The 23,591-nt window shown below is 36.5% G+C and carries 18 protein-coding genes; 15 read left to right on the top strand and 3 right to left on the bottom strand.

Features of this window, described 5'->3' with window-relative positions; all coding sequences use genetic code 11:
- The first annotated feature begins 206 nt into the window (after positions 1-206).
- Positions 207-725 (top strand): HD domain-containing protein, encoded by a 519-nt coding sequence (locus AAIB49_RS07075; protein WP_339213435.1) that lies wholly within the window; start codon positions 207-209, stop codon positions 723-725.
- A gap of 127 nt (positions 726-852) precedes the next feature.
- Here AAIB49_RS07075 and AAIB49_RS07070 read toward each other — a convergent pair whose 3' ends face one another.
- Positions 853-1,059 (bottom strand): hypothetical protein, encoded by a 207-nt coding sequence (locus tag AAIB49_RS07070; protein WP_343457616.1) that lies wholly within the window; start codon positions 1,057-1,059, stop codon positions 853-855.
- A gap of 168 nt (positions 1,060-1,227) precedes the next feature.
- On the opposite strand from AAIB49_RS07070, the gene AAIB49_RS07065 reads away from it, so the two are divergent.
- The 9 genes from AAIB49_RS07065 to AAIB49_RS07025 all read left to right on the top strand — a co-directional run bounded on the left by AAIB49_RS07065 (position 1,228) and on the right by AAIB49_RS07025 (position 16,343).
- Positions 1,228-4,665 carry a 5'-nucleotidase C-terminal domain-containing protein gene (locus tag AAIB49_RS07065; RefSeq protein ID WP_343457615.1) on the top strand — a complete coding sequence of 1,146 codons (3,438 nt, stop codon included), beginning with the start codon at positions 1,228-1,230 and terminating at the stop codon, positions 4,663-4,665.
- 431 nt (positions 4,666-5,096) lie between these two features.
- On the top strand, positions 5,097-6,104 hold the full coding sequence (locus tag AAIB49_RS07060) for a DUF1646 family protein (RefSeq protein WP_343457614.1): 1,008 nt from the start codon (positions 5,097-5,099) through the stop codon (positions 6,102-6,104).
- A gap of 567 nt (positions 6,105-6,671) precedes the next feature.
- A complete protein-coding gene (locus AAIB49_RS07055; RefSeq protein ID WP_343457613.1) occupies positions 6,672-7,691 on the top strand; it encodes a Wadjet anti-phage system protein JetD domain-containing protein in 1,020 nt (339 codons plus the stop codon).
- The gene (locus tag AAIB49_RS07050; protein WP_343457612.1) at positions 7,682-9,196 is read left to right on the top strand and encodes a replicative DNA helicase; all 1,515 of its coding nucleotides are present in this window, start codon (positions 7,682-7,684) and stop codon (positions 9,194-9,196) included. Before AAIB49_RS07055 ends, AAIB49_RS07050 begins: the two co-directional genes overlap by 10 nt.
- Complete coding sequence (locus tag AAIB49_RS07045) at positions 9,186-9,926, top strand: DUF6063 family protein (protein WP_343457611.1); 741 nt, start codon at positions 9,186-9,188, stop codon at positions 9,924-9,926. Before AAIB49_RS07050 ends, AAIB49_RS07045 begins: the two co-directional genes overlap by 11 nt.
- Positions 9,913-14,322: a coiled-coil domain-containing protein gene (locus tag AAIB49_RS07040; protein ID WP_343457610.1), complete on the top strand. Its 4,410-nt coding sequence runs from the start codon at positions 9,913-9,915 to the stop codon at positions 14,320-14,322. The genes AAIB49_RS07045 and AAIB49_RS07040 overlap by 14 nt, the downstream gene beginning before the upstream one ends.
- 164 nt (positions 14,323-14,486) lie before the next feature.
- On the top strand, positions 14,487-15,089 hold the full coding sequence (locus AAIB49_RS07035; RefSeq protein ID WP_343457609.1) for a hypothetical protein: 603 nt from the start codon (positions 14,487-14,489) through the stop codon (positions 15,087-15,089).
- Positions 15,090-15,102: 13 nt separating this feature from the next.
- Positions 15,103-15,327, top strand: coding sequence for a hypothetical protein (locus AAIB49_RS07030; protein ID WP_343457608.1), 225 nt, complete (start codon positions 15,103-15,105; stop codon positions 15,325-15,327).
- Between the two features lie 203 nt (positions 15,328-15,530).
- The gene (locus AAIB49_RS07025; protein ID WP_343457607.1) at positions 15,531-16,343 is read left to right on the top strand and encodes a nuclease-related domain-containing protein; all 813 of its coding nucleotides are present in this window, start codon (positions 15,531-15,533) and stop codon (positions 16,341-16,343) included.
- A gap of 68 nt (positions 16,344-16,411) precedes the next feature.
- On the opposite strand, the gene AAIB49_RS07020 is transcribed toward AAIB49_RS07025, so the two are convergent.
- Complete coding sequence (locus AAIB49_RS07020) at positions 16,412-17,287, bottom strand: TetR/AcrR family transcriptional regulator (RefSeq protein ID WP_343457606.1); 876 nt, start codon at positions 17,285-17,287, stop codon at positions 16,412-16,414.
- 153 nt (positions 17,288-17,440) lie between these two features.
- On the opposite strand from AAIB49_RS07020, the gene AAIB49_RS07015 reads away from it, so the two are divergent.
- The 5 genes from AAIB49_RS07015 (at position 17,441) to AAIB49_RS06995 (ending at position 22,208) form a co-directional block, all read left to right on the top strand.
- Entirely contained in the window at positions 17,441-18,952 is a 1,512-nt protein-coding gene (locus tag AAIB49_RS07015; protein ID WP_343457605.1) for an MDR family MFS transporter, read from the top strand.
- A gap of 182 nt (positions 18,953-19,134) precedes the next feature.
- Positions 19,135-19,737, top strand: coding sequence for a hypothetical protein (locus AAIB49_RS07010; RefSeq protein ID WP_343457604.1), 603 nt, complete (start codon positions 19,135-19,137; stop codon positions 19,735-19,737).
- A gap of 93 nt (positions 19,738-19,830) precedes the next feature.
- A complete protein-coding gene (locus AAIB49_RS07005) occupies positions 19,831-20,094 on the top strand; it encodes a DUF1292 domain-containing protein (RefSeq protein ID WP_339213450.1) in 264 nt (87 codons plus the stop codon).
- A gap of 270 nt (positions 20,095-20,364) precedes the next feature.
- Positions 20,365-20,808 (top strand): MarR family winged helix-turn-helix transcriptional regulator, encoded by a 444-nt coding sequence (locus AAIB49_RS07000; protein WP_343457603.1) that lies wholly within the window; start codon positions 20,365-20,367, stop codon positions 20,806-20,808.
- An 8-nt stretch (positions 20,809-20,816) separates the two neighbouring features.
- Positions 20,817-22,208, top strand: coding sequence for an MATE family efflux transporter (locus AAIB49_RS06995; protein ID WP_343457619.1), 1,392 nt, complete (start codon positions 20,817-20,819; stop codon positions 22,206-22,208).
- 956 nt (positions 22,209-23,164) lie between these two features.
- Here AAIB49_RS06995 and AAIB49_RS06990 read toward each other — a convergent pair.
- Positions 23,165-23,530 carry a DUF779 domain-containing protein gene (locus tag AAIB49_RS06990; protein ID WP_339213453.1) on the bottom strand — a complete coding sequence of 122 codons (366 nt, stop codon included), beginning with the start codon at positions 23,528-23,530 and terminating at the stop codon, positions 23,165-23,167.
- Positions 23,531-23,591 lie beyond the last annotated feature (61 nt).

The raw sequence follows: 23,591 nt of genomic DNA, 5'->3' as shown, positions 1-23,591 counted from the left end.
ATTTAAAAAAGTAAAAAAGCGGAAACAGATGGAAAGATATAAATCTGAAACCGTTGTCAAATTTGGAATTAAAACAATACAAAATAAGGGACTTTAAAAATCTCCCACAAATACTTGACTCAATCTAGTAATCATTAATAGTTGCTTAATACGCATAATAATGATAACATATCGATAATTTACCATAAAAAAGGAGGCGCTTTTTAATGAGGGCTGTCACATTAACCGATATTTACAATCATCCGATCACCCAAAAGTATGTTAGACGTTCCGGGATGGCACATGCGATATCTGTCGCTTATCATGCATTTCATATCGGACAAGAATATGAGGTGAATCTAGATTGGGCAGCTAAGGCTGGATTCTTACATGATATTGGTCATTATGAATGGTATCGTGACGGAGAATGGGACTACCAGCTTTATCAGGATTATGATATTCACCCGATTAAAGGTGCTGAACGTGCGCATAAGTTATTAGTACGGCTAGGTGAGGATAAACAAGTAGCGAAAGAGATTGCCCATGCTATATTATTTCATACGGATTCCGCTCTACCAAAAGGACAATTTGAATTCACTCCTCTGCAAAAAGTGGTTCATTTAGCAGATGAAAAGGATAAACAGCCTGGCAATTTACATCATTATCGAAATATTGATCAAAAGAAAGAACGTTCATTAATTCAAGAGCTTGATAAAAAAATAGACGAATGGAACGACCCGGCTTGACTCCTCAATTTAATAGTTTTTTAGAATCTAATCCACAGGAAAACTATTCATTTCACAGCAGGCACCCATCCTAAAGACATATGTCCCATAGTTGATGGGACAGCAAACCTTTCCCTCATAGCCCCTTTTAACCCTGTTTCTTGGTTTCTACATAATATGTCCATCCTTCTGCGACGGCTCCATTGACATCGGTAACATTTCCTTCTTGGTCTTTTATGAAGGCTTCGTTTTTCACTACGGCATTGTATAATAGTGGATCAGCTTTTAATAATGCATGTTTTAATGTTGCTCCTTTAAATAAAGAAATGGTTTTCTTATTAATGGTTACGTTCATCGGACACCCTCCTAAACATGTACATTCTTTCTATAATTATACAACAATGTTTGGATTTGAATAAAAGTTTTACAAAAAATTAATGTCGAATTAATAAAAATTATGTAAAATGGTAGAAGATAATAGATTATTCTATTATGAATATAGTGCAAAAAAGGAGAGAAGTAGATGGGAAGCAGAAGAAAAATGCAAAGAACTTGGATGAGCTTTGTAGCATTTGTCATGTTAGTTTATACCATGTTGGGACCGATTGCCACCGTCTCAGCGGCAGAAACTTCAGAAGACAATTTAGTAGAATTAACAGTATTACATACCAATGACCTTCATGCGAAGATCAATGATTTTGGAAAAATTGCAGCGTACATAAAGGCAGAGAGAGAAGCGGCAGAAAACTCTCTATATTTAGATGCTGGGGATATATTTAGTGGGAACCCAGTAGTAGACCTCCAGTATGGTGTTCCAATTGTTGACCTATTAAATGATATGGGTGTTCAAGCAATGGCAATTGGTAACCATGATTTTGATTACGGACAAGAGGAAACAGTTAAGCGTATTAACGAATCTAACTTTCCATGGTTAAGTGCTAATACGGTTGTCGGTGATAATACAGATGTAGATTTTCCACAGCCAGAACCTTCTAAAATATTTGATGTGAATGGATTAAAGGTTGGCGTGGTTTCGGTTACAGAGACACCGCCATCTACTGCTCCTGCTAATGTAGTAGGGATTAGTTTTGAAGATCCGATTGAAACGATGAAGCAATTTGCACATTTAAAAGATGAAACGGATATCCTAATTGCCCTAACACATATGGGCTATGATATGGATCAAAAGCTGGCACGGGAAGTAGACTTTTTCGATGTTATTATCGGAGGGCATTCCCATACAACGTTGAGCCAACCAAGAGTAGTTAATGGTACACCAATCGTACAAACAGGTGCGAATGGAGAGAATGTAGGTAATCTAACCATTACATTTAACCAAGCTACTAAGGAAGTAGAATCAGTAACTGGTGAGTTACAAAAGGTTAGTAGTTTAACAGAAGTAGATAGTGAGATTCAGGCTAAAGTTGATTATTACAATGCTGAAATGGGCGAGCTTTTGTCTGAAGAAATTGGTTACACCGAAACGGGATTGACTAGAAGTGGAAATCGTGATTCGTCATTAGGGAATTTTTGGACGGATGCGATGCGTTTTAAAACTGACGCTGATGTAGCGCTAACCAATGGTGGTGGTATCCGAGCAAACATTGCTGCGGGTCCAATTACAGTAAATGATATTTATACCATTGAGCCATTTGCTAACGAAATAATGAAATATAAAATGACAGGTGCAGCACTGAAGGAAGTTATTAAGTATTCCTATGAGCGCCGCAACTCTATTGATTTACAAACGTCTGGCTTACACTATAAGATTATCACCAATAATACCGGAAAATATATTGATTCGGAATTAGTAGTAAACGGTGAGCCAGTAGAAGATAATAAAACGTATATTGTTGCAGTTGGAGATTATATCGGTACAGGTGGAAGTGGATATAATTTTGAAGGTGAAGTATTAGAAGCGTTATCTGGTACAATGACCGATGCTATGATTACTTATGCGAAGCATCTGACCGAAAACGGTGAAAAAATCAACTATCAAAATAATCAACGTATTTCAATTGAAGTCTCTAATGATGCGCCAATTGTAGGGAATGAGATTGGATTGACGAACAATGGCCTATCTTCTGATAATAAAGCATTAGGAGACGCAGGATTAGGAAACTTATATACCGATTCTGTTCGGGATATTACTGGTGCTGATTTTGCTTTTCTTAACGGTTCATCTGTAACAGGGAATATTCCAGCAGGTGTTATTACCGATGGACAAATAGAATTCCTTGATAGCTTTGGAAATAAAATCGTTGTCGTAAAGACGAACCTAAATAAGATAAAAGATGTCATTTTAACACAATCTAATTATCATAATAGTGTCGATCTACAAGTGTCTGGATTACACTATGAATTGATAAAAGAGAATAATCGTTTTACTGATGTTGTATTCTCAACACCAGAAGGTAATCCTTTAGATGTGGAAAAAGAATATGTTGTAGCCTACAATGATTATATGCATGGAAGCAGTTTTTATAATCTAGGGGATGAAACAGTCGGTGAGTATGAGGAAGTTTGGAAAGCGGTAGTGGCCTATGTAACTAATCATAATGGTCCGATTGATTATGAGGAAGGTTCACGTATTACGATTCAGGATAATACGGTAGTCGTACCACCAGAGGAAAGAGATTATATTACAGTAGCTGAAGCAATTGCCAATAATACCGGAACAAAAACGGTACAAGGTTACATTGTCGGAACCATGACAGGGAATTTCGATGGTAATTTCGCTAATACAAACTTAATGTTAGCTGATTCACCGAATGAACGTGATATGGACCGAATTATTCCTGTTCAATTACCAAATAACTTTATTCGTACTGACTTAAATCTAGTAGATAATCCGGATAATTTAGGGAAATTGATTCAAATTACTGGATCGTTAGAAGCGTATTTTTCAAAGCCTGGTCTAAAATCCCCTACTGCATATGAGTTTGTCGAGGAAGTAGAAGTTCCAGAAGAACCAACGCCAGAAGAGCCAAGTGAGCCGATGAATATTGCTGATGCTCGTCAAGTAGAAAATGGTGGAGAAGTTACAATTGAAGGTACTGTAACAACAAAAACTGGTAACTGGGGCAGCAAAGGCTTCTATGTACAGGATGAAACAGCAGGGATTTATGTATTCCAAAATAATATCGACCTGGAAGCAGGAGATGTTGTTCGTTTAACAGGTGAAAAGGGTGTTTATTCTGGAGAGATGCAAATCTCAGCAGTATCAAGCATTGAAAAAGTAGGAAATAGTGCTGTACCTGCAGCTAAAAAGGTTACACCATCTGAAATCTCTAAAGAGAATGAAGCACAGCTTGTACAGGTGGAAGGTGCTGTAATTTCTGGATTAGAGAAAGTAAATGATTATGGAACGTTTGAATTTATAGCTACAGTAGGTGGCGAGAGTGTACTAGTACGTGTTGACAACCGCACAGGTCTAGTATTTGATGATTTTGCATTTGCTAATGGAGATCAAGTAAATGTCACCGGTATATCTAGTCAATTCAACGGTACTATTCAACTAAAACCACGTGGTGTCAATGACATTGTTGTATTTGAGGAAGAGTCGGTAGAAGAAGATCCTGTAATTCCTGATGATCAAAATGGAAATGATGGTTCGGATAAAGGCAAAGGAAAAGATAAAGACAAAGGAAAAGATAAAGACAAAGGAAAAGATAAAGACAAAGGAAAAGATAAAGACAAAGGAAAAGATAAAGACAAAGGAAAAGACAAAGGAAAAGACAAAGGAAAAGACAAAGGAAAAGACAAAGGAAAAGACAAAGGTAAAGGAAAAGATAAAGGCAAAGGAAAAGATAAAGACAAAGGAAAAGACAAAGGAAAAGACAAAGGAAAAGACAAAGGAAAAGACAAAGGAAAAGACAAAGGTAAAGGTAAAGGTAAAGGAAAAGATAAAGCCAAAGACAAATCCAAAGACAAAAATAAAGCCAAAGGCAACAAAGACTAAATAAAGGGAAAACTACCCAAACATCTGTAACAGGTAAAATAATAGTTTACAAGGCGGAAACATAACAGGTTATCACCAATAAGAGAATAATGGGATGGCAGGATAAAAGACTGTCTGATAATACTAGGAATAGGATGTAATAGCGAATGGGTTAAATGTAATTGTGTAGTATCAAAAACAAACAAACAAACTCGACTATTATCCGATTTGTCTAGCTTACGTTGTTTAAAATGACGATAATCATCTTTACATTGGGAACAAATGAGACATTTTATTTTACGAGAGTTTCTTTTGTTCTTTTTTTGTAGGAAACATTCCTTAAATGTAGATCCATTAATTATCAAGATGCAGATAAATGAATAATGAATAGGAAAGGGTAATATGTATAGGAAGTAGACAAGTTTATTACTACTGAAAAGGAGATTTTTAAATTGACGGTCGTTCTACTTCTTATCTTAGTACTCGTACTGCTCTTGCCATTCTTTGTGAAATCGATTGAGCGTAATTTAGAAGTATTTTTATTGGTAATGGGGACGATAGCAGCGGTTAGTAGTGGTGTGTTAGACATAGCACTGTTGATGAAGGCAATTCAAAATCCTATCAAAATAACGCTGGTGGTGTTGGTTGCAAGCATATTATTTAAATGGTTGAGACAGCCAATTCAGATAGGTATTTCTCGTGTCGTTCGAAAATTAGATATGAATGTTTTTCTAACCTTAATGATTGTCGTGCTGGGGATATTATCTAGCGTTATAACGGCCATCGTTGCTGCGATTGTATTCGTATTTATTATTAGTATGTTACGAATTGATCGGGATACACAGGTGCGTACGACGATATTAGCTTGTTTTTCCATCGCATTTGGTTCTATATTAACACCTGTTGGGGAGCCGTTAGCAACGATTACGACGAGTAAGTTAAATCAGGACTTTTTTTTCCTGTTTCATCTGATTGGTTTAGAAGCCATTGTTGGAGTATTAGGAATTGGGATTTTTTCGCTATTTTTCCTTCGTCCGAAGCATACGGAAGGTAAGGAACAGCCGGATCAGGTAGAACGTTATAGGGAAATTCTAGCTCGAACTGTAAAAATCTATTTTTTTGTTATGGCATTAACCTTACTTGGCTCCAGTTACGGTGAGTTTGTTGAACGTTATTTGTTAGATTTAAATACGGGTGTATTGTATTGGATTAATATGGTGTCAGCAGTACTAGATAATGCGACATTGGCTGCTGCGGAGATTAGTCCAGCCATGCAAATAGAAACAATCCGGCTCATTCTGCTTAGCTTAATCATAAGTGGTGGGATGTTGATTCCGGGTAATATTCCTAATATCATAGCAGCGAATAAATTAGGTATTACTAGTAAGGAATGGGCTCGATATGGTATTCCAATTGGGTTCATTATCATGATACTAGGGTTTGGGTATCTTATTATGTAATGGAAAAGGTCATCGACAATATTTTTAGGACAATGTCGATATTTCCCGGGAAATGAAAGAACGCTTTAAGGTTAATTTAGAAAGGATATTCATTCCACATTTATTTAAGTCGAATGAATATCCTTTTCATCAACCCGTTGATTATTTTATTTCTTCTTATTCTTTTTTGTGGCCTATTTTTCTTGCTTTCTTACTTTGGCTAAATTCTGTTGCGAATTCTGTATCACCTTTGTTATTCGTTACATCAGCATTGGACTGATTTTTACTCTTTTTTTTGCTTTGCCATGTTGTTCCCTCCTTTCACACGCCTTAATTCCGTTTCACTACTCGTGAATATTCTTCCACAAATTGGAAATTTTATGCTATTCTTCATTGTTTGGTGATATAGGGGTGAGGGGAAGGAACATCGTGCTTTATTCGGTAAGGGACAAAGCTATCTATAACATCCATAACAGGCTAATGATGGAAAGGAAATCTTCACCTCTTCGTATTGGATTACTACTGACTAATCTATTTAACTCTAGTAAAATAGATAGATAGAAGATTGTCTGTTATGGAGTGATAAGCGTGAAAAATATCGTGATACAAGCATTACTAAACTATAGTAAAAAAAGCATCGAAATCGAAGCGTTAGAGAAATTGGTAGATGAGTATAAGCTTTCATACCAAGATTTTGCTATTCTCATCCTTTCTTTAGAAGAAGAAGGGATTTTGGAAATGGTTAAATCGAAAGGTAGGAATAGTCGTACCCCGTCACTAGCCCATACATATCGGATTCAAAAACAACTATTGAGAGAGGATTTTCATCAAGAAATTAAGCAATACCGTATTCAACTTCATCCTTCCATCCAGCTTGATCCTTATTTTCGATTGAATCCATCACAATGGAAACAAGATATCCCCTTTCTATTGAAAATCCACCAATATATAGCATCATTTGGTTTACCAACGTACGAAGTACCAGCACCTGAGCGCAGTGTAGAGCTCGTTGGCGATGAAAAGTGGATTAGTGAGAAACAAGGAAAAGAATTATTAGAGCGTATTGGACTTTGGGAGGAAATGAAAGTAATTCCTGTTTCCGATCCACTGATGTTTGCAGTAAACCCAAGCCGATTGACCTGTTCAACACAACTTCACCTCGTTGTAGAAAATAAAACAACCTATCAAGCTTTATTAGATGAATTGCCTAATACAATATTCTCCACATTAATCTATGGAAGTGGGAAAAAGATTATAAAAAGTATCGAACATTTCGAACGCCAGCTTCCTTTGCCAGGTGTCAAGCAATTGTTTTACTATTTTGGCGACCTGGATAGAGCTGGTATAACCATTTGGTATCAACTTGCTAAAAAAGTGTCGATGAAGCTAGCGCTGCCTTTTTATCAAGCATGTTTACAGAAAACTCCTTTGGTTGGTAAAACAAATCAACGATTGGATGAAGAAGCAAATGAAGCTTTTCTAGCTTGTTTTAATCAGAAGGAACAATCTCAGTTGCAGAACATAATAGACAATGGGCAATATTACCCTCAAGAAGTGTTAAAAACAAAGGAATTGCAGCATATATGGAGGAATGCACAATGGAACTAACCTCACTTGCAGAAATTACTTCTGGCTATAGGGAACGATCCAGGCGATTAGCATTATTTGATCCACTTTATGAACTAGATAGAAAAAAGATGAAGGACCTCATTGATAGACCGATTGATATGAAGGGGTTGGGATTACTTACACTCTTGTTTTTCTTTGAACAAAAAATAATCCGTAATCCAAAAGTTGGTACGAAAGACTTAGCCAACTTTATAAAACAGTTAACGAAAAATACCTATAAATTAGATGAAAAAGCGTATGCAGAAATTGCTTTTATCATTATTCAAACCTTTCGCCCCACTACTGGTAAAAAGCGAGCATATCCATTTTACAACTGGGAGACAAAGAAAAATGATCAGCTAGAGTACGCGATTTTAAAAGCGAATGCTTTTGATTCAAAGACTAATACACAGTATTACACATTAGATGAAGATGGGTTGGAGCTTATCTTTGCAACAAAGGAGTTTTACAGTGAATTTCAATTATCCATTAATCAACTAATGTTAAGAAAACAGCTGGAAAAGGGTGAATTTAAAGGGGCATTACGGCAAATTAATGAAATGCATATTGATGTAGAATCACTCAATGAAAGGCTAAAGAAATTACGACACGAAATCCAAAGAAGTATTGTTTCAGAGGAAACATTTGAGCGTTATAAGCAGCTATTAGAAGACATATACGCTAGGTTGGAGAGGGAAAACGAGGAGTTCTTAGAGTTAAGACAATTTGTGAATGAAACAAAAGAAAGACTATATGAAAAGGATTACCATCAAAAAGAGAAGAAAACCTATGGATATGTGCTGGAAATTACCGTTCAATTAGAAGAAGTTCATTATGAGCATTCAAGGCTACTAGAGCAAAGCATCGAATTGAAAAATCATACATTAAAAGCAGCCCAGGAATCACTTTATTACACTGGTATTGATGCGTTTAATTTTGATCAAGATATTAATGCAAAGCTTATCAGTACCCCATTACCATTAGAGGCAATGAAAGGGTTACTTCATCCATTTTTACGGATTCACCATGTAGAAAGCTGGTCTCCGCTGACTATTTTTGCAGAACAAAACATTCGAGAAGATAGAGAGAACCATGCAGATTATAGTTTTATGGATGTAGACGATGATGAGCAGAACGATTACCAGGAACGAATAAGAAATAATTATGCCTTTACAATGAAAATAACACTAGAAGCATTGGAAAATAAGTGTAGTCAGCTAAAGGAAATAATCGATTATGTTCGAAATGAAGATAAGGAGACATTACTTCATCAGCGGTTTTTCTACGATTTTTGGATTCTATTACATCAGAGATCTCCTATTGTTTCAGGGGTGATAGAACAAGCTGAAGATGAACAGTTTAATAGTTTAGATCTTGCTTTAGCATTATTAGGTAACCGAACACTAAAAATACAAGAGCGGAAGGAACGGCTTAACGTAACAGAACGATTTGCTATTCAAAATATGGATGTCATCGTAATGGGGGATGAAGCAGATGAACTATAGTGAGAATAAAGTGATGAAGGCATTTGAAATTTATACGAATCTTGCCAGGGAGGGGCAGGTTGGTTCGGATTTCCTTTCTTTATACATAGCTGACGAGGATATTAGAGGATTAGTAGATGGATTTGTTCATCAGGTTGATTGTGTTGTTATTATTGCTGGAGAGCTACTTTATATGATACCTAAGACAAAGCTGTCGCCATTTCATGTGAATAACGATTATATTAAAAGGATGTATTTAAAGTCTGGTGCAACAAATGCGGATATTTATTTAATGTATTTTTCCACTATTGTACTGTTCGGGGCATTTTATGATAGTTACCAAACACTAGAAGCGACAAGAGATTTTCTGTCGATAGATGACTGGGTGAGACTAGTTCATGATCGGATAAATATGCTAAAGGAGCATGATGAAGAACAATTGCAGAAACTAGAGCATGACTTTTCCTATAATTGGACTCAGATTATAGAAAAATGGGAAGACATGAATGATATTAAAGAATCTGCCAAGAAACAAAGTGGGAACACGATTAGTAGATTAAGTTTTATGGATACAACGAAACGATTTCTCATCAGCCAGGAATTAATCGAAGAAATTGGAAATAATGAAGTGACCTTAACGGAAAAAGCCAAAACAATTGTACAACGATTTTTTATGGAAGTGGAATATAATAAAGGGATTTTAGAATTTATCTATCAATGGGAGGAGGAAGAAGAACATGCCATCGATTAGTAAAATTCGTTTTACCAATGTCGTGTACGAGGACGGAATGAAGCGATATAATGACGATATTTTTAGATTTGATGGGTTTAATGGGGCGATTCTACTGGAAAATGGTGGGGGAAAGACTGTATTTATTCAAACTGCCCTGCAAGCAATTATCCCACATGTTAGTCTTGCTGACCGAAAGATAAAGCAAACGTTACAACTAGATAACTATCCTGCTCACATTGCCATAGAGTGGTTATTATCAGAACAACCTAGACGATATGTAGTTACTGCTGTTAGTTTATTTCTTACTAAACAAGGACTGGACTCCCATCGTTATGTCTATTCCTATCAAGGAGGGGATAAGCATAGCATTGAGAATATCCCCTTTGTGAAAGACAAGACGAACCGACCAGCAGATCGTGGAGAGATTTCGGAATACTACAGTCAAATGAAACAGCAGTATATGAACGCTGAAACGTTTCAAACCATTAAAGAGTTTCAAGCCTATATTGAAAATCAATATCATATTATTGCGAATGAATGGGAAAGTATCGTCAAAATCAATAGTACAGAAGGTGGTGTAGAAACATTCTTTGATGAATGCAAACAAACGAATCAACTGTTCGACCGTCTTCTGATTCCAACAGTGGAAAACTCTATCACTGGACATGACCCTAATTCATTTGCCGATACATTTGAGAAGCATCGCTCTAGCTTTAAGTTATATAAGGAATTAAAAGAACAAATAGAAGAAAATCGAGCTATCGAGGAAAATTTAACTCAATATGTAAAAACGTATGGAGGTTTGTATCAGAAACAACAAGATTATGAGCAAAGTAAACAACATGCGAAGGCAATAATGGACTTAATTGATTCACAAAGACTAGAAAATGAATCCGCATTAAGCAATGTAAATGAAAAAGGACAACAATTAGAAGCGGATACGCAAAATCTGGAATACAAGCAATTATCATGTAATATTCAACAAGAAAATATATTGTTGGACAAGTTGAATGAAACATTACGTGTTGCTAGTGAGCGATTAAGCTCAAAGGAAGATTCAAAGGCGGAAACCATGAAGAACTATTTTTCTTTGAAGCTAGCGGAACTGAAAAAGGACCAAGAAGAAGAGAAAGATAGGATCGCTTCCTTCCAGAAACAGTTAGAGGAGATGGATCAGGAGCAAGAAATAGCGGAAATTCAGGATCAACTAGCAGAGAATAGTCAAAAGTTAATGGGGTATTTTACGACGGAATTAGAAAATGTACAGAAACAACAGCAATGGATAGAGGTTGAAAAGCAATCACTCCAAAACCGTTTGGACGAGGAAACGAAGAAGCAGAAGACATTAAGGAACCAATTGGATGAATGGAGGGGAAGTTATCATCAGAATATAGGTAAGCTCAAAACGATTGATGATGAAATGAATCGTATTAAGAAACGAATATTATCCAATCCAGATCAAGAGCAAGTGGCTGATCGTGTCAGTGCTTGGGAAGAACGGTTTACCTATTTAGATGAAGAAAAGGTAAGCCTGAAAAACTCCAATAATCAGCTGGAGAAACAGATGAATGAAATGAATATACAAAAAGAAAATCTCTTGAAAGAAAAGGATAGCAAAACGAATGAACAGACAAGCTTAGAGCATGTAATGAAACAAGCTGATAGGGCACACCAAAAAGTACGGGATAGACTAGCTGGATTACGTACCAATTGGGCTAATGTGGATTCCGTTTATTTAAAAGAACATTCCATAAGACAGCAACTAGATCAAAAAATCCATAAGCTTTACGAAGAGAGGGAGGTTCTTTTTGACAAGGAACGGGCTGCCCATCGTTATTTGGATGATTATGGGAAGCAGGATTTATTTTTCGCTGATTCCTATACGGAAAAGCAAATTCATCAATGGAGGAATCAGTTTTCTTACTTGGAAACTGGAATTCAGTATATAAATTCATTAGAGGAATCCTATAAAGAACAGGCGAAAAGTTACCCACTCTGGCCAATTACCCTCCTGACAACAAAGAATGAGTTAGAACAAGTGAATCGAAAGGTTCAGCATATTCATCAGCATATTCATTTTCCAATAATCGTGATGACAATGGAAGATGCCCTTGCCATTGTACAAGGGAAGAATGATTCGAATTATCCAATTGTCCCAGAGCATTGGATAATGAACCAGGATATTACACAATTTGATGAGTGGAAAACACGGATGGCCAACCTTGCCCAAAAGGCAACCATTGCTCGTGAAGAAGTAGATAGAACACTAGACCATTGGAACAAAGGAAAAGAGGAACTGGATGATTTTCTGAAGCAGTATCCATATGATAGGTATCAGTCTAAGAAGGAGGATTTATTTGAATTAGGGAAGCAAGTAGATTCTATTCGCTCCCAAGTAGAAGAAATAGGGAAACAAATAGAAGGATATGAAAATCAATGGAAATCCCAATTAAGTCGTATTGATCAATATCAAAATGAGTATAGTGGATTACAACGGAACCTTACAGAGGGATATCGCTTCCTTCAATATGAAAAGGAGAAACTAGAATTAGAGGAAAAACAAAGGAAACTATCCGAAAAAATCGACGAAATGAACAAACAAATGACCTATCAACAAAACGTAATAGAAGGTCTAGTGGAACAAGGGTCAGAACTTCGTGATAAATTAAGTGCGGTAAAATCCAACTATAATCAACTAATAGAGGATCCACTATATGGAGAAATAAAGAATTTCCGACCTATATTTACAGCTAAATCGAGGAAACTGCTTGAAGAAGAAAGACAGGAGTTATTGTTTGCGGAACGAAAGCTCTCTAGTACACGTAATGAAGTAAAAATAAAATTAGAAAATGCTATAGCAAATAACAAGCGTATTGGAGAAGATATAAAAGAACTAAAAGAAGAACAGAATGAACTAGATGAAGATGTAATGTTTCCTTCTAACGGGAAAGAAATCATTGCGTCGCTCCGAATCAAAATCAAAGAACTAGATCAAACTGTTAAGTCACTAAAGAAAGAATTTGATGATAGAAAAGAGAAATTGATTGAGCAAAAAACAGTCTTTGATATAGCCAATAAAGAATTAAAACGAAAATTTCCCAATCGCGAGCCGATTCAGTTTTCTAAATCATTGGATCAAGTAACGGCATCTCTCCAATTGGAACATAAGAAATTAATGGAGCAAAGAACATATTTAGACAGAGAGAAAAAACGTTTGGAACAAGTATTAAAGAATATACAAGAGGCTTTCATTAGGCTAGATCGATTTGATGAGGCACATCATTTTAAAGGCCCCTCTGTCGTAAAAGCGGACTTAACGGAAGAAGAGATCCATGCGTTTACTTATGATAGGATTAGTTTTGTAGAAAAGGTAACCAATCATTTAAAGAACGCTAAAATACAAGTCTTAGATGAATGGAATAAAGTAGAACAAGTAAAAGAATCCTTTACATCATTCTGTAAAAACAAAGTGAAAAATGTCAAAATGAGGGAAATGGCTATCAAAGGAATAGAGAGTAAAAAATCTTATCAAGCCATATTGGAGTTCCAGACGAACATGCAGAAGCGGATTCAAAATGCTATTAAATATAATGAAATGAGCATTATGGATCATGATAAGCAATTAGAGCACTTTATTACCCATATACACAACCACCTTCGAACAATTGCACAAGAATTAGAATTAATTCCGAAGAAAACGAAGGTAAAAATGGAGGATAAATGGAAAGAAATATACAAATTTTCTATTCCTGATTGGGAAGAGGAAGTAGGGAAATCACGTCTTAGAGAGCATATTGAATGGATTTTGGAAAAAATTGATTCGAATGCATTTTTGAAAGAGGATGGTCAGGAGGATGCTGGTAAGATTCGAAAAGAGATAGAGATGTGGCTACAGTCAAAACAGCTTCTAAGAATAGTTATGAATAATGAAGTGATGAAAGTGACCTGTAGGAAGGTTACGAATGAGAATCGAGTATCGAAGAGCTGGTACTCATGGGAACAATCGAATATGTGGTCAGGAGGAGAAAAATGGAGTAAGAACATGACGTTGTTTTTAGGGATTTTAAATTACGTCGCCGAAAAACAAAAACATATCGAACCCAATATGAAACGACATCGGGTGGTTATCATGGATAATCCATTTGGAAAAGCATCTAGTGATCATGTGTTAAATCCTGTATTTTTCATTGCAGAGCAATTAGGTTTTCAAATTATTGCATTAACTGCACATGCAGAAGGGAAATTTTTACGTGATTATTTCCCAGTTATCTATAGTTGCCGATTAAGAGGAGCAGTGGATTCTGGTAAACAAATTATGACAAAAGAAAAACAATTGCATAAAGCGTTTTTCCAAGATCAAGATCCTCATGCAATGGAAAGACTTGGAGAAGTTGAGCAGATGGAATTGTTTTGACTATCCTATTAAATTGAATTTATGAGACAGAGGTTGTTTTAAAGCAACTTCTGTTTCCTATCGTCATGATTATTCATCAATATCGCTGAATAATCTGAATATTTTTTTGCGTTTTCTCGATAAGCTATGGTATAATTAAAGTAAGAAAACGGGAGGTGGGATATATGAAAATCGCTATAGGAATTCTATTTTTCACCGTCATTGCTTATCATCTTTTTCGCTTTATCCGTTTGCTAATCAAAATGAAAGAGAATGTTGTATTTCCTGTAAATGAAGCAGAATCTTCAGCTGTTAGAAAATTTCCAGACAAAAAGTTAGAGCCCCCGACATACAAATCGCAGAAGGTAGGCATTATATTTTATTCCTTTCTGCTCGTGTTCATGATCGGATTTTTTATTATATTTGCATCCGTACAGGAATTTAATAACTGGCTTATCTTCTTATTTATTCTGTTGCCTTTTTCTCATTCCCATGATGTTTTTAATTTGTTTGCAGTATTAGAAGATGGACTTCTAGTGGGAAGTCGTTTTATTCCTTGGAAAAGGGTGAAGTCCGTTCAATTTAAGCGGATTAATATCAACCACAGATATTACGGTCATGATAAAGAAGTGAATGACAAAGGGTATGAAATGATTATTGATAAAGGATTAAGCAATATAAATTGTATTGTTATCTCAAGTGAGATGAAGGAGAAGCTAACACAGGTGATACAGGAACAGATGACGCAACAGGGTGAGAACTTAATTTGGAAAGAATCTCTTGAATAATAAGGGGAAGTGAATGCTTCTTGAATTAGACATTACTTGTCGTAACCCCTCCTTAACTTCTCTTCAAGGGGAGCTATCATTGGACAATCCAGGTATTACAGAGATGGTTACGATATCAGCCCTCTTAATGAGGAATACTTTCGCCCTCTTATATTTCCATAATGCATCTTCGACAATTCGCTTTCCTTCCTTTGATTCCAGTAACTGCTCTGGTGAAATGGCAGATTTTAGTAAGTGAATGGGATTTGGGATTGTCATTTAGCATCTAGTAATAGATATGTTTAGACATTAGTACTGGGTTCCAATATATAAAATGAGAGACGGTACGAATGTTTCGCTTAAAAATAGAAACCGTCTTTTTCTAGTTTGAAAATCTCTACTAGTTATAGAAAAATCCCATCTAAGATAGATACAAGAAATAAGGTCTGGAGGGAGATTGGGATGTTAGGATTTATTGGATTTTTATTAGTAGTAGTGATTATGACGTTCATCATACTTATTATCAAGCGAATTGTCATAGAGAACTCGAATAATCAAACAACTAGGCGACATCGAAACATACATGTCAATCAACCTTCTAAAAATAGGAGTAGCAAGGTTATTCCGCATCCAAATCGTAAGCCCATCGAACCATCTGTACGACATCCAAGCTATAAGGAAGCAAGTGGAAATGGTTTTCTAAGTACATTCTTGAATAAAGGGAACTATGGAGAATACTTAACCTATAAGGAACTTACCCGATTGAAAGGGTATCATCGAGTGATGACTAATTTATATATACCGACAAAATCTGGAAAGAGCACGGAACTAGATCTAGTAATGATTTCTCAAAAAGGAATTTTCGTATTGGAATCCAAGAATTATAGTGGATGGATATTTGGAGATGAGGGAAATAAGAATTGGATGCAAATCCTCCCAGGTGGCAAGAAGTTCCCATTCTTTAACCCAATCTGGCAAAATAGTGGTCATATCCAGGCATTAAAAGCTGTAGTAGGTATAGAAGAAGACTCATGCTACCATTCATATATCATTTTTAGTGAGCGCTGTACATTGAAACAAATACAAGTTACCTCGCCGAATGTGGTCGTAATAAAGCGAAATAGCCTTATCCCAACTATTAAACAAACAATACAACAAACAGAGGATAAGTTGACTACGAAGGAAATCGATCAATTATATGAGAGATTGAGAGAGTACATACTAGTAGATGCAGAAACTAAACAAGCACATATTCGTCAAGTGAGCAAAAGATAAATAAATGGTCAGGTTATCCATCATATGGAAAACACCTGACCATTTATGATATGAAAAGTAGTCGATGGCTATACCATTTTCAAATAATTCCACACCGCATTGGTAAATAATTGTATTTGGGAGGTATTATCTGCTCCATTAAATAAATCTAGAAATGGTTTCAACAGCTTTTGTACAACTATTTTACGGATACGCTCCTGTTCCAATTCACTAAGAATGACATCAAATAGGTCTTGCTGTTCTTCGTTAAAATCGTATTGTTCCTTCAATTGGTACGCCATATCTAATAATTCCGACTTTGTGATGGCGTTTCGATGTACATTTGTTTTCAGTGTTTCAATTGCAAAATTATTTAAAAACGTACTTCCTGTCTTCTTCATATGACCTATGATAAGTTCGATATAAGATAACAATGTTTCAATCAAATCATGTAATACGTAAGGGCTGTTTGTTACCTTAAGGGTAAATATCATATAATGCATCATTCCAAAATAAAGCACCGTTGCTTCTGATGCATACTCCCGAATATCTTCTCCTATTACCTCAACTAGTCTATTTGCTAGCCATTCCATTTCGATAACGCGATGCAGCATGACGAGCTGTTTTAAATCCTCTTGGTTAGTCGAAAGAATATTTTCAAATAAGAGTTGGAGATTATTTTCCTTATTTAATTTCATTAAAATCGTAATTTGTTCAATTAACACGTCACGATCTTTAGGGTCCTTATCAATTTGCATGGCAACACGTTGCTGGCTAGCCTCATAACGGATATCCTCTAGTATCTCTGCTAAACAATCATTTTTAGACGAGAAGTAATTGTAAAATGTTCCCTTCGATATATTCGCTTTATCAATAATTTCCTGGATGGAAGTTTGTTGGAATCCTTTTTCGACAAATAGCCTTAAGGCGATACTAGCTACTTTACGTTTACGTTCATTCATCATATTAATCGATCCTTTCCTTATGTGTAGTATACGTTTCTTAGGACTGGAAAACAATACTTTTATACTAATAGTAAAAAAACCTTGCAAAAATTGAACTACAGGTATAAAATAATCAAATGCAAACAAATTAGTATAAAAAAGAAGGGAACAATCATGAATACACAAATGAATAAACCGCCATATTTAATGATTAGTATATTATTTATTGGTGCTTTCGTTTCATTTCTAAATAATTCATTATTAAACGTAGCACTTCCGTCGATTATGGTGGATTTAGAGATTGAAGATTATTCTACGGTACAATGGCTTGCTACAGGTTATATGCTAGTTAGTGGGATATTAATTCCAGCATCGGCATTTTTAATTACGCGTTTTTCTAACCGTAGTTTATTTATTGCATCAATGGCTATCTTTACAATAGGTACAGCAATTGCTGCTTTTGCTCCTAATTTTGGCCTATTGCTAACTGGTCGTATGATTCAAGCTGCAGGTTCTGCGGTGATGGGTCCATTATTGATGAACATCATGTTAGTAAGTTTTCCACGTGAAAAACGTGGTACCGCAATGGGGATTTTCGGTATGGTAATGATTGCAGCACCTGCAATTGGCCCTACCCTATCCGGATATATTGTTGAGTATCATAATTGGCGTTTACTATTTGAAATGATTTTACCATTAGCGGTAATTAGTTTAGTACTAGCTATTTGGAAGTTCGGAAATGTCATGGAGCAAAATAAAAATGCGACACTTGATTATTTATCAGTCGTGTTATCTAGTCTTGGTTTTGGTGGGATTTTGTACGGAGTAAGTAGTGCTAGCTCTGATGGTTGGAGTGACCCAGTGGTTGTGACTACCTTAGTAGTTGGTGGTATTTCTTTAATCCTATTTATCGTTCGACAATTGAAAATGGATGAACCATTATTAGATTTGCGACCTTATAAATATCCAATGTTCACCCTAGCATCCATTATCGCCATCGTTAATGCGGTTGCAATGTTCTCTGGTATGATTTTAACACCTGCTTATATCCAGGATGTACGTGGTATCTCACCATTTGAATCTGGTTTAATGCTATTACCGGGTGCAATTATTATGGGAATTATGTCACCAATTACGGGAAGATTATTTGATAAATTTGGACCACGTGCTTTGTCTGTAATAGGGTTAGCGATTACTGCTGTATCTACGTATATGCTTGCACATGTACAAATTGATTCAACTTACACATACATTGTAATGGTCTATTCATTACGTATGTTTGGTATGTCCATGGTCATGATGCCAATCATGACAAACGGATTAAATCAGCTACCAACACGATTGAATCCACATGGTACAGCAATCAACAATACAGCACAACAAGTATCTGGCTCAATTGGTACGGCTGTTATGGTTACGATTATGACGACGGTTGCTACATCAAAAGGTGAAAGCTTAATGAGTGGTGTGGATCCTTCTACCTTAACTGAAGCATCTGTTGCTTCCATGTCTCAACAAGCATTGCTAAATGGGATTCAGTACTCATTCTATGTAGCGCTTGGAATTAACATTGTTGTGCTTATTCTTGCTCTATTTATTAAACGAGTGGATACAAGCGATAAAGCAATTTATGAACTTGAGAAGCAAGAAAAAGGGCCTGAGAAACCGGAACCTGTCGTATCTTAATTTAATATACTTTCATAAGGAAGGTGTGGTGTCTTTAGATGCCATGCCTTTTTTTGATGGTGTAATTATTATAATTTTAGGAAAAAAGTACTATTATTTCCGAATTATACCTATTAAATCTTCTATATCTCATGTAAAATAATCATGTAACTTTTACTAGATGAATAGAGGAGGGGTATCATATGGCTATACCTTTACGTAAATCGGATTATAACACTACTTATTATCGAAGTGGGGGTGGTAATGGAAAGGGAAAGGGTGTCTATATATTCCCTGCTGTTATCGTAATTCTTCTTATTGGTTACTTTCTTAGCGACTCCAGCTATTTTACACATAAGACTATACGGGTCTACTTGGATGAAAGACAACAATTATTCTCTTCCAGTGATTCGGAATTTAAGGATCTTTTAGCTAAGTTGAATCAACATGCTAATGATGTTAATTTACTCTATTCGGATATTCTACAAGTCAAAACTTCTTTGCAAAATAATTATCTTCGCTTCCAAGAGTTAACTCCTCCTAGACATTTTCAAGCCTTACATGATTACACACTGGAATGGTTCAAATTAAAAAATGATGCTATCTATTATTTAGAAATCAGTTCGTTAGCCAATACATATCAAAATGAGGAATTTAGTCAGTATATAAATGAAAGTAATCAAATAGGAAGTATGCTAAAACCTTCTATGATAGAAGGGCTTCAAAAATCAAAAATTCGTTATGAGGTTGAACCAGACGGACATATTGTTTATTGGGTGAAAGAAGATCCATATCGTCAATGGTAAAGACCTTCCTGAGTTTTCCTTTCTAACTGGTATAATTGACAAACACAATGGAAAATATAGCTACGAACTACCGAAAGAATAGGAGGAATCTTGATGGATCCAATAGAAGTAGGCGAAGTATTTACAATTAGCGATGAAGAGCATGAAGAGAGTGAAGTGGAAGTTATAGCGAAGGTAACATTACAAGGTACGGATTATGTTGCGGTTAGCTTTGTGGAGGATTTGAAAGAAGAAACAGAAGAGGATATAGATATCTTTTTCTTAAAGCTGGATGCTGATGGTGAATTATCTGCCATCGAAACAGATGAGGAATTTGATAAAGTATCAGAAGCATTTGACGCGATTATAGATGAGTGAAAATTATCTACCTTTCGATGGGCATAATGGAAAATCAGTTATTTGTGCCCCGAAGTGTTAGACCTATAGGAAATGGTGAATGGACTGGAGTGATTTCGATATGTAATCGAGCTCATTTCAGTCCATTTTTTTGCTTGGTAGATACAAAAGCATTCTGTATGTTCTTGTCCATAATTATTAGGTAGCTAACTAAATTGAACATTATGATTGAATCTATAAATGAGTAATGTTAGTATAGTTAAGTATGATTTGATTAGGAGGCTAAGTATTTTGGAACGGCAAGTTGAAGAACATATTGGATATCAAATTAGGGTTGCTGCTCATTTATTTCATAATCAATTTAATGAGCAATTAGCTAAATATGATGTAACAGTTGCCCAATCAAGGGTGTTGTTCCTACTCGTTGAAAAGGGACCACAAATGCAAGGGGAATTGCAGCAGCAACTATATATTAAAGCCTCTACTATGAACGGAATTATAGAATCACTGTTAAATAAGCAATTAATTGAGAAGAAGGAATGTCCACAGGATAAGCGTTCACGAATGATTACTCTAACTGAAAAGGGAAGAATGATTGATCAAAGCCTCTGGGATGATATGTCTAAAACAGAGGAAAGGATTTTAAAGGGATTTAAGAAGGAAGAAATTGCTCTATTACGGATTTGGTTAGAACGGATAAAGGATAATATTATGGATATGAAAGAAGGGAAATAAGCGTGGAAATGAAAAAGCAGACAGAATTACTTGGTACACAAAAGATTACAACCTTATTGCGTAATTTATCGATTCCAGCAATGATCGGTATGTTTGTCATGACATTATATAATGTTGTCGATACTATTTTTATTTCTTATGGAGTCGGAATTGATGCGGTAGCTGGAACAACCGTTGCATTTCCTCTAATGATGATTGTAATGGCTATTTCTGCTGCACTTGGTGTGGGTGGAGCATCAGTGATCTCACGCCGATTAGGAGAGCAAAGAGGAAACGAAGCGAATTTAGTATTTGGTAATATCATTTCGATGATTATCATCGTGAGTGTGGCTGGTTTACTGATTGCCTTCTTTTCATTGGAGCCATTACTTGTGCTATTTGGGGCAACACCATCTACACTAGGTTATGCGATGGATTATATGTTCCCTATTATGTTCGGTACCTTTTTCTTTTCATTCGGATTTGCGACGAATAATATCGTACGCTCCGAGGGAAATGCACGTTTTGCTATGATGACCATGATAGTACCGGCGGTTATCAATATTGCGTTGGATCCGATTTTTATTTTTGTAATGGATATGGGAGTACAAGGTGCGGCAATTGCTACGGTTATTTCCCAAGCTAGTGTGACACTGATGATTTTTAACTATTTTCTTAAAGGAAAAAGTTCCCTAAGTCTGTCTATGAAAGATTTAGCATTAAAGTGGGCTATCCTGAAGGAAGTAATGGCAATTGGTATGCCTGCATTTGTTCAACAGGCTGCAGGAAGTATTATGATGATTGCGATTAATAGTATGCTGATTCAATTCGGTAGTGAATTTTATGTTGGGATATATGGTTTAATTCAACGTATCTTAATGTTCACCATCATCCCCATTATGGGTGTTATGCAAGGAATGATGCCGATTGTTGGCTATAATTATGGTGCAAAGCATTATGAACGAATGAGGGAAACCATTTGGATTACCATGAAAATCGTTACAGCATGTGCTACCCTTATCATGCTATTGTTAGTCATCATCCCTTCACCATTTTTACGAATATTCACTGCAGATCCGGAAGTAATTAAAGAAGGCTCCCAAGCAATGCGTATTCTATTCATAGCCTTCTTTGTTGTTGGGGTGCAGGTAGTAGCGGGTGGTTTATATCAGGCATTAGGTAAACCAAAGCAAGCATTAATTTTATCTTTATCGAGGCAAATCCTGATGTTAATCCCGTTAGTATTAATACTGCCACATTATTTTGGCGTGATTGGTGTGTGGCTGGCATTCCCAATTTCAGATGTATTATCCTTTATTTTAACCGCAATCCTGCTTTATCGAGATAGGGATACGATATTAGTGAAAGGAAAGCATGAGGATAAGAATGAAGACGAATCAAATGTTGCATTAGAAGTATAGGCTAATGTTGTAGGAGTAATCACTTTAGGGTGGTTACTCCTTTTTGGTTTGGAGGGGGAAGTGTGATAGCGAACGTATCTGTTACCGAAATGAGGATGAGGAGCGGAAAAAGGTAACAGAGGGAGGTTGTCAGTGCCCTAGATGAGGAAGTTGAGCGGAAAAAGGGCACAGAGGGAGGTTGTCAGTGCCCTAAATGAGAAAGAAAAGCGAAAAAAGGTAACAGAGAGAGTCTCAGTGCCCTAAATGGGGAAGGTGAGCGGAAAAAGGTAACAGAGGGAGGTTATCAGTGCCCTAAATGAGAAAGAAAAGCGAAAAAAGGGCACAGAGAGAGAGTCTCAGTGCCCTAAATGGGGAAGGTGAGCGGAAAAAGGTAACAGAGGGAGGTTATCAGTGCCCTAAATGAGAAAGAAAAGCGAAAAAAGGGCACAGAGAGAAAGCCTCAGTGCCCTAAATGGGGAAGTTGAGCGGAAAAAGGGCACAGAGAGAAAGCCTCAGTGCCCTAAATGAGGAAGGAAAGCGAAAAAAGGGCACAGAGAGAAAGCCTCATTGCCCTAAATGAGGAAGTTGAGCGAAAAAAGGGCACAGAGAGAAAGCCTCAGTGCCCTAAATGGGGAAGTTGAGCGGAAAAAGGGCACAGAGAGAAAGCCTCAGTGCCCTAAATGGGGAAGTTGAGCGGAAAAAGGGCACAGAGAGAAAGCCTCAGTGCCCTAAATGAGGAAGTTGAGCGAAAAAAGGGCACAGAGAGAGGTTGTCAGTGCCCTAAATGAGGAAGAAAAGCGAAAAAAGGGCACAGAGAGAGTGCCTCAGTGCCCTAAATGAGAAAGAAAAGCGAAAAAAGGGCACAGAGAGAAAGCCTCAGTGCCCTAAATGAGAAAGGAAAGCGAAAAAAGGGAACAGAGAGAACCCCATAGTTCCCAAAACTACCAAAGAAAGCAGAGAGCCACTCCCATAGTGGCTCACTGGGGGAATGGCTCTAATGCTTTTCGTTCTTCTTCGGTGAATACTCTTGATCTTGTGAGGAATCTTTTTCCTTCGGGTCCTTCTACAGAAAACATGCCGCCTCTTCCTTCGACTACATCGATTATCAGTTGGGTATGCTTCCAATAGTTATACTGATCCCGTGAGATATAGAAGGGGGTATCTCCTATTTCGCCTAATAGGATGTCTGAATCGCCAACTCGGAATTCGTTTCTTGGGTAGCACATTGGTGAACTACCATCACAGCAGCCGCCGGATTGATGGAATAATAATTCTCCATGAATGGCTTTTAGCTTCTCTATTAACTGAAGACTTTCATCGGTTGCGATGACACGTTTAACCATTTCTCACACCCCTTTTTGGGACAAGGGACAGTCCTTGTCCCAGACTGCTTAATGTACTTTT

Origin of the sequence: Ornithinibacillus proteolyticus (assembly GCF_039581225.1) — a bacterium.
GTDB classification, from domain to species: domain Bacteria; phylum Bacillota; class Bacilli; order Bacillales; family Amphibacillaceae; genus Ornithinibacillus; species Ornithinibacillus massiliensis.
The sequence above is the reverse complement of the archived record's forward strand: the minus strand, read 5'-3'. Positions and strand labels throughout refer to the sequence as shown.

What these genes read in the sequence shown, in the direction of transcription:
- AAIB49_RS07075 (WP_339213435.1), top strand. Translation starts at nt 207, where the DNA reads ATGAGGGCTGTCACATTAACCGATATTTACAATCATCCGATCACCCAA.
- AAIB49_RS07070 (WP_343457616.1), bottom strand. Translation starts at nt 1,059, where the DNA reads ATGAACGTAACCATTAATAAGAAAACCATTTCTTTATTTAAAGGAGCA.
- AAIB49_RS07065 (WP_343457615.1), top strand. Translation starts at nt 1,228, where the DNA reads ATGGGAAGCAGAAGAAAAATGCAAAGAACTTGGATGAGCTTTGTAGCA.
- AAIB49_RS07050 (WP_343457612.1), top strand. Translation starts at nt 7,682, where the DNA reads ATGGAACTAACCTCACTTGCAGAAATTACTTCTGGCTATAGGGAACGA.
- AAIB49_RS07045 (WP_343457611.1), top strand. Translation starts at nt 9,186, where the DNA reads ATGAACTATAGTGAGAATAAAGTGATGAAGGCATTTGAAATTTATACG.
- AAIB49_RS07040 (WP_343457610.1), top strand. Translation starts at nt 9,913, where the DNA reads ATGCCATCGATTAGTAAAATTCGTTTTACCAATGTCGTGTACGAGGAC.
- AAIB49_RS07035 (WP_343457609.1), top strand. Translation starts at nt 14,487, where the DNA reads ATGAAAATCGCTATAGGAATTCTATTTTTCACCGTCATTGCTTATCAT.
- AAIB49_RS07030 (WP_343457608.1), top strand. Translation starts at nt 15,103, where the DNA reads ATGCTTCTTGAATTAGACATTACTTGTCGTAACCCCTCCTTAACTTCT.
- AAIB49_RS07025 (WP_343457607.1), top strand. Translation starts at nt 15,531, where the DNA reads ATGTTAGGATTTATTGGATTTTTATTAGTAGTAGTGATTATGACGTTC.
- AAIB49_RS07020 (WP_343457606.1), bottom strand. Translation starts at nt 17,287, where the DNA reads ATGATGAATGAACGTAAACGTAAAGTAGCTAGTATCGCCTTAAGGCTA.
- AAIB49_RS07015 (WP_343457605.1), top strand. Translation starts at nt 17,441, where the DNA reads ATGAATACACAAATGAATAAACCGCCATATTTAATGATTAGTATATTA.
- AAIB49_RS07010 (WP_343457604.1), top strand. Translation starts at nt 19,135, where the DNA reads ATGGCTATACCTTTACGTAAATCGGATTATAACACTACTTATTATCGA.
- AAIB49_RS07005 (WP_339213450.1), top strand. Translation starts at nt 19,831, where the DNA reads ATGGATCCAATAGAAGTAGGCGAAGTATTTACAATTAGCGATGAAGAG.
- AAIB49_RS06995 (WP_343457619.1), top strand. Translation starts at nt 20,817, where the DNA reads ATGAAAAAGCAGACAGAATTACTTGGTACACAAAAGATTACAACCTTA.
- AAIB49_RS06990 (WP_339213453.1), bottom strand. Translation starts at nt 23,530, where the DNA reads ATGGTTAAACGTGTCATCGCAACCGATGAAAGTCTTCAGTTAATAGAG.